Here is a 5,686-nt window from a genome sequence, read left to right on the forward strand (position 1 = left end):
ATAACACGTTGAAAACTTATTGATCAGCTGAAGCGGAAACGCGTTCAGTTACATCCGGAAAGACTGATCAGCTCTTAGCGGAATGCGTGGTCAGATGAGCCGGAATTTGCAGTCCTTTTTTCATTTTTTGAAATTACTATTTGTTTTAATCTTTTTTTAATCTTCTCCCTATATGATACATATAACAGCAAAAACAAAACATCCAAGAGACGGAAGGAGAACATGTTATGAACAAAATATTAGTAGTTTTATTATCTCTCACATTAATATTTGCTTTTACAGGATGCACTTTATCCAATAATAAAGCAGCAGAAGATATAGGAATTAAGACACAGGAAGTTGTAACATCAAATACAGATGACAATGATGATAATATCAGTAACACAGAAAACGCAGTAGAGAATGCGAACGAAAAGGATTATGATTTCTCTTCTTATGAAAACGATATCCGTAATATAACAAAAAGTGTAAACAATGCAAAAACATCTACAAATGCATCTGAGAATCACGAACAATTCTACGCTTTGAAAAAACAGGTAGACGCAGTCGATGACGAACTGGATAAGCTTGACAATGAATTTGAGTATGCTTACCAGATGAAAGAGATTAGCTTCGAGACATACAAAGCGAGAGAACGCGCAATTGAAAAACTGGAAGATGAACTGGAATTAGCAGAAGAAGCACTGGAAAATAAATACGGCATTGATGATTAATTCCATATCGACTTCTTCAGAAACCATATCTGTCAGGGAATAACCAGAATCGCCCTGCACAGCTTTTATATCACCTTTATTGAGCTTTACTTGGAATGGGTGCTTGCGAAATAAATGAGCGAATTATTTGGTGAAAATAGAATGAAAACAGGAGCTCTCGTTATGGAAGCTATCATTCATTTAGCAATGCATCCTGACGAATTACAGGCCGTAAAAGAAGAACATGATTCTTATCGAAATTAAAAGCAAAATACCCTATATGCTCTATTTTTTTGCTCATTTTACGAAAACTGTGAAGAAATTGTGAAATTAGCACTCACCTATTGACAGTGCTAATAATACGTGATATATTACAACTAGAACAAAGGAAGGGGATAAAAAGAGAGCGAAAGATGAAAGCTCTATGAATTCCCTACCACCCGAGTTCCAAGAAACAAGGTAAACAGCATATATAAAAAAGGAGAGATGACTTATGTTAATGCCTAGTATTTTTGGAGAGAACTTATTTGATGATTTCTTTAATGATTTTCCATTCTATTATGATGATAAAGCAATGAAAGATACCGAGAAGAAGCTCTATGGTAAGAGAGCCAGCCACGTTATGAAAACCGATATCAAGGAAATGGATAACGGATACCAGCTGGTTGTTGATCTTCCTGGATTTACCAAGGACGAGATCAAGGCTTCCCTGGAGAACGGTTATCTGACTATCAGCGCTGAGAAGGGCCTGGATAAAGACGAGCAGGAGAAAGAATCCGGACGTTACATCCGCAGGGAGCGTTACGCAGGTGCCTGCAGCCGAAGCTTCTATGTAGGCGAGGATATCCAGCAGGAGGATGTAAAGGCTGAGTTCAAACATGGTATCCTGAAACTGTTCGTTCCGAAGAAAGAAGCGAAACCAGCAGTAGAAGAGAAGAAACACATCGCCATTGAAGGATAAAGTTTTTCCCCCTTCAGAAGTACATTCTGGTTATTGTTCAACAAGAATATATAAATAAGAAGCGAGATGCCGCAGAATCACAGAAAAAAGTGGTTCTGCGGCATCTTTTTTTCACTATTTTCTGTCTTGACAATACCCCTTGATTTAGCTATAATAGTGAAACTGTGAATATCCTAGTGAATTTGTACCCTTTTGGGTAATGAAAATGTTCGTATCAGCGGACATTGCTATGGACAGATGGCATCAGGCCCAGGCTTTTCATAGTAAATGGAATTTTCCGGGAGAAACAGCATATAAGAAGTGTATGATACGTGGCGATGGGCGCCGCCGGAATGAAAGGGAGTAAGGCTATAATGGAAGAAAAGAAGAACTTACTAACCTATGCAGGACTTAAAAAACTGGAAGAAGAGCTGCATGATTTAAAGGTAGTAAAAAGAAAAGAAGTAGCAGGTAAGATCAAAGAAGCAAGAGAGCAGGGAGACCTGTCCGAGAATGCAGAGTACGATGCAGCTAAAGATGAGCAGAGAGATATCGAAGCACGTATTGAAGAGATCGAGAAGATCCTGAAGAACGCTGAGGTCGTAGTTGAGGACGAAGTAGACCTTGACAAGATCAGCGTAGGATGTAAGGTGAAAGTACATGACTTCGAATTTGAAGAAGATATGGAACTGAAGCTGGTTGGATCCTCCGAGGCAAACAGCCTGGAAGGTAAGATTTCCAACGAGTCTCCTGTAGGAAAGGCCCTGATCGGCGCACACACAGGCGATATCGTAGAAGTAGAGCTGCCAACCGGTATCATGAAGTACAAAGTGCTGGAAATCCAGCGTAATATTTAAGGGAGGCACAAAAGTGGCAGAGCAGAAGAATCAGGATCTGAATCAGCTGCTGAAGGTACGCCGTGATAAACTGGCAGAACTTCAGGCGAATGGCAAGGATCCATTTCAGATAACAAAATTTAACCAGACCCACCATTCACTGGAAGTAAAGAACATCTATGAAGCACACGAGGCTGAGCTTCTGAAAGACCGTAAAGAGCTGGATACAGCTGGTCTTGACGAGGAGCAGGCGAAGGAAGCGCTTAAGAAAGATTATGAAGAGAGAAGAGCCATCATGGACGCAAGCCCGATCCACGTATCCATCGCTGGACGTATGATGTTCAAGCGTGTTATGGGTAAGGCTTCTTTCTGTAATATCCAGGATTTACAGGGAAATATCCAGGTATATGTAGCAAGAGATGCCATTGGAGCAGACTCTTACGCAGATTTCAAGAAATCTGATATCGGCGATATTTTCGGCCTGGAAGGTTTTGCATTCAGAACCAGAACAGGAGAGATCTCCATTCATGCAGAGAAAATGACTCTTTTATCAAAGAGCTTACAGATCCTTCCGGAGAAATTCCACGGACTGACTGACACAGATATGCGTTATCGTCAGAGATATGTGGATCTGATCATGAACCAGGAGAGCAAGAACGTATTTATCAAACGTTCCCAGATCCTCAAGGAGATCCGTAACTTCCTTGCCGGCCGTGATTTCATGGAAGTAGAGACTCCAATGCTGGTTTCCAATGCCGGTGGAGCTGCTGCAAGACCATTTGAGACACATTACAATGCGCTGAACGAAGATGTTAAGCTTCGTATTTCCCTGGAGCTTTATCTGAAACGACTGATCGTAGGCGGACTTGAGAGAGTCTACGAGATCGGCCGTGTATTCCGTAATGAGGGCGTTGATACCCGCCATAATCCAGAGTTTACACTGATGGAGCTTTACCAGGCATATACAGATTATGAAGGAATGATGGAACTTACGGAATCCATGTTCCGTTACCTGGCAGAGAAGGTGTGCGGATCTGCGAAGATTTCCTATAATGGTATCGAGATTGACCTTAGCAAACCCTTCGAACGTCTGACTATGAACGATGCAATCAAGAAATATGCAGGAATCGACTTCGATCAGGTACCTGATGATGAAGCTGCCAAGAAGCTTGCTGCTGAGCATCATATTGAGTATGAGGAGCGTCACAAGAAAGGTGATATCATCAATCTCTTCTTCGAGGAATACTGCGAGAAAGAGCTGATCCAGCCAACATTCATTATGGATCATCCGATCGAGATTTCTCCTCTGACCAAGAAGAAACCTACTGATCCGAGCAAGGTAGAGCGTTTCGAGCTTTTCATCAACACATGGGAGATGTGTAACGCATACTCCGAGCTGAACGACCCGATCGATCAGCGCGAGCGTTTCAAAGCACAGGATGCTCTTGCAGACGCTGGTGACGAGGAAGCTAACCATACAGATGAAGACTTCCTGAATGCACTTGAGATTGGTATGCCGCCGACAGGTGGTATTGGATACGGAATCGACCGTCTGGTTATGCTTCTCACCGATAGCCAGGCCATCCGTGATGTACTGCTTTTCCCCACAATGAAGAGCCAGGGCGCTGCTAAGAACGAAGCAAATAATGCTGCTCAGGCAGGAAGCGCTGCTTCCGCAGAGAACGTAGAAGTTGCAGCACCGGCAGGTGACAACAATGGCTTCTTTACACCAAACGAGAAGATCGACTTCTCCAAGGTAACAATTGAGCCGCTGTTTGAAGAGCAGGTAGATTTCGATACCTTCAGCAAATCTGATTTCAGAGCTGTTAAGGTAAAGGCTTGCGAAGCTGTTAAGAAATCCAAGAAACTTCTTCAGTTCACACTGGATGACGGAACCGGTACAGACCGTACCATCCTTTCTGGAATCCATGCATTCTACGAGCCGGAAGAACTGGTTGGTAAAACATTAATCGCAATCACAAACCTGCCGCCAAGAGCTATGATGGGAATTGAATCCTGCGGAATGCTCCTTAGCGCTATTCATGAGGAAGAGGGAGAAGAGAAACTTCATCTTCTGATGGTGGATAACCATATTCCGGCGGGTGCGAAGTTGTATTAATTTATACAAGAGAATAATAAAAATAAAAGAGACTGGAACTGGTGATCCGGTCTCTTTGTGTATATAATAAAAGAAGATGATGAATTATGGACTTCACAGACTGTATTGATTATATGGGGTGCTAAATGTTAAACATTTATTTAGGTGATATGAAAGAGGCTGTTTATCATCATCCCACATACTTTGATAATATGTATGAGGATGAATGGATTACAAATCCGTTATCTGTTGAGATGATTTTTGATGTAGATAAATCGAAAGTAGTAGGGGCACATTTAATTGAGAGCCCTGTGTTAGGTCCGATATCTCCTAAAGATTTATCGGGTGGAGTAAAAACATTGATACTCATGGCATTTGATGAAAATGATCGGGTGTTTAATGCCTCTGTGTGCGGTGACAACTGTGCAAAATGGATACTGCAAATTGCGGAAAATAAAGACTTGACGATAAATCTTCGACATATTATGGACTTTGGAGAGGGAAAATTCGAAGCTAAGGTGTTAAATACAAACCAGATCGTTCATAATATGCAGGAATTTTGGGCTATTGCTGGAGAGTATGTTTAGGGGATAATGAATGAAAGGTAAACATAAAGTAGTTGTAAAAAATAATAAATTGCATTATGAGTTTGAAATAAAGCGTAATATTACAATTATCAAAGGTGATAGTGCTACTGGGAAAGCAAACTGAATCCGGTGTACCTGCATGAGCGAAATCGGAAAGCTATAGTAGATAGTATTGAAGGTATAAAGCTGACAAGATAGCTTCAGAAAGTGGAAGGGGAAGAATTAAAACGGTTTAAATGAAAATGCTTCAAAGTAAAATGAAGATTGTTTGAAGTAACTTTGAAGTGGACATTGAAGTGAGTTTGAAGTGTTATAGAAGCGAAAGATTTTAAAGTTTATTGGAGACAGTCCTTAGGGATGTCTCCATTTTGTATATAAGAATAAGTTTATCTGGGATTTTTATACCCCACCTATTGCTTTAAACGTAAGCGCCAAATATTCCTGCGGATTTTCTAATACTCTGATTTCCTCTATAATTGTAGGCGAAAGATATTTAAACTATTTCACTACAATTACGGAGGATAGGTTATGGC

General features: G+C 41.0%; 6 protein-coding genes. All 6 read left to right on the forward strand.

The window, feature by feature from the left end:
- Positions 1-227 precede the first annotated feature (227 nt).
- The 6 genes from ACTQ50_RS18845 (at position 228) to ACTQ50_RS18870 (ending at position 5,153) form a co-directional block, all read left to right on the forward strand.
- On the forward strand, positions 228-713 hold the full coding sequence (locus ACTQ50_RS18845) for an entericidin EcnA/B family protein (RefSeq protein ID WP_441485444.1): 486 nt from the start codon (positions 228-230) through the stop codon (positions 711-713).
- 114 nt (positions 714-827) lie between these two features.
- The gene (locus ACTQ50_RS18850) at positions 828-956 is read left to right on the forward strand and encodes a hypothetical protein (protein ID WP_441485445.1); all 129 of its coding nucleotides are present in this window, start codon (positions 828-830) and stop codon (positions 954-956) included.
- Positions 957-1,185: 229 nt separating this feature from the next.
- Entirely contained in the window at positions 1,186-1,653 is a 468-nt protein-coding gene (locus ACTQ50_RS18855) for an Hsp20/alpha crystallin family protein (RefSeq protein ID WP_295310436.1), read from the forward strand.
- A gap of 353 nt (positions 1,654-2,006) precedes the next feature.
- Positions 2,007-2,489, forward strand: a complete 483-nt coding sequence (gene greA / locus ACTQ50_RS18860; RefSeq protein WP_226822075.1) for a transcription elongation factor GreA — start codon at positions 2,007-2,009, stop codon at positions 2,487-2,489.
- Positions 2,490-2,502: 13 nt separating this feature from the next.
- Positions 2,503-4,587: a lysine--tRNA ligase gene (lysS, locus tag ACTQ50_RS18865; RefSeq protein WP_441485446.1), complete on the forward strand. Its 2,085-nt coding sequence runs from the start codon at positions 2,503-2,505 to the stop codon at positions 4,585-4,587.
- Between the two features lie 125 nt (positions 4,588-4,712).
- Complete coding sequence (locus ACTQ50_RS18870) at positions 4,713-5,153, forward strand: DUF4869 domain-containing protein (RefSeq protein WP_441485447.1); 441 nt, start codon at positions 4,713-4,715, stop codon at positions 5,151-5,153.
- Positions 5,154-5,686: the final 533 nt, after the last annotated feature.

The sequence above is a fragment of the Blautia sp. Sow4_E7 genome (genome assembly GCF_052116245.1).
Classification (GTDB): Bacteria; Bacillota; Clostridia; order Lachnospirales; family Lachnospiraceae; genus Blautia_A.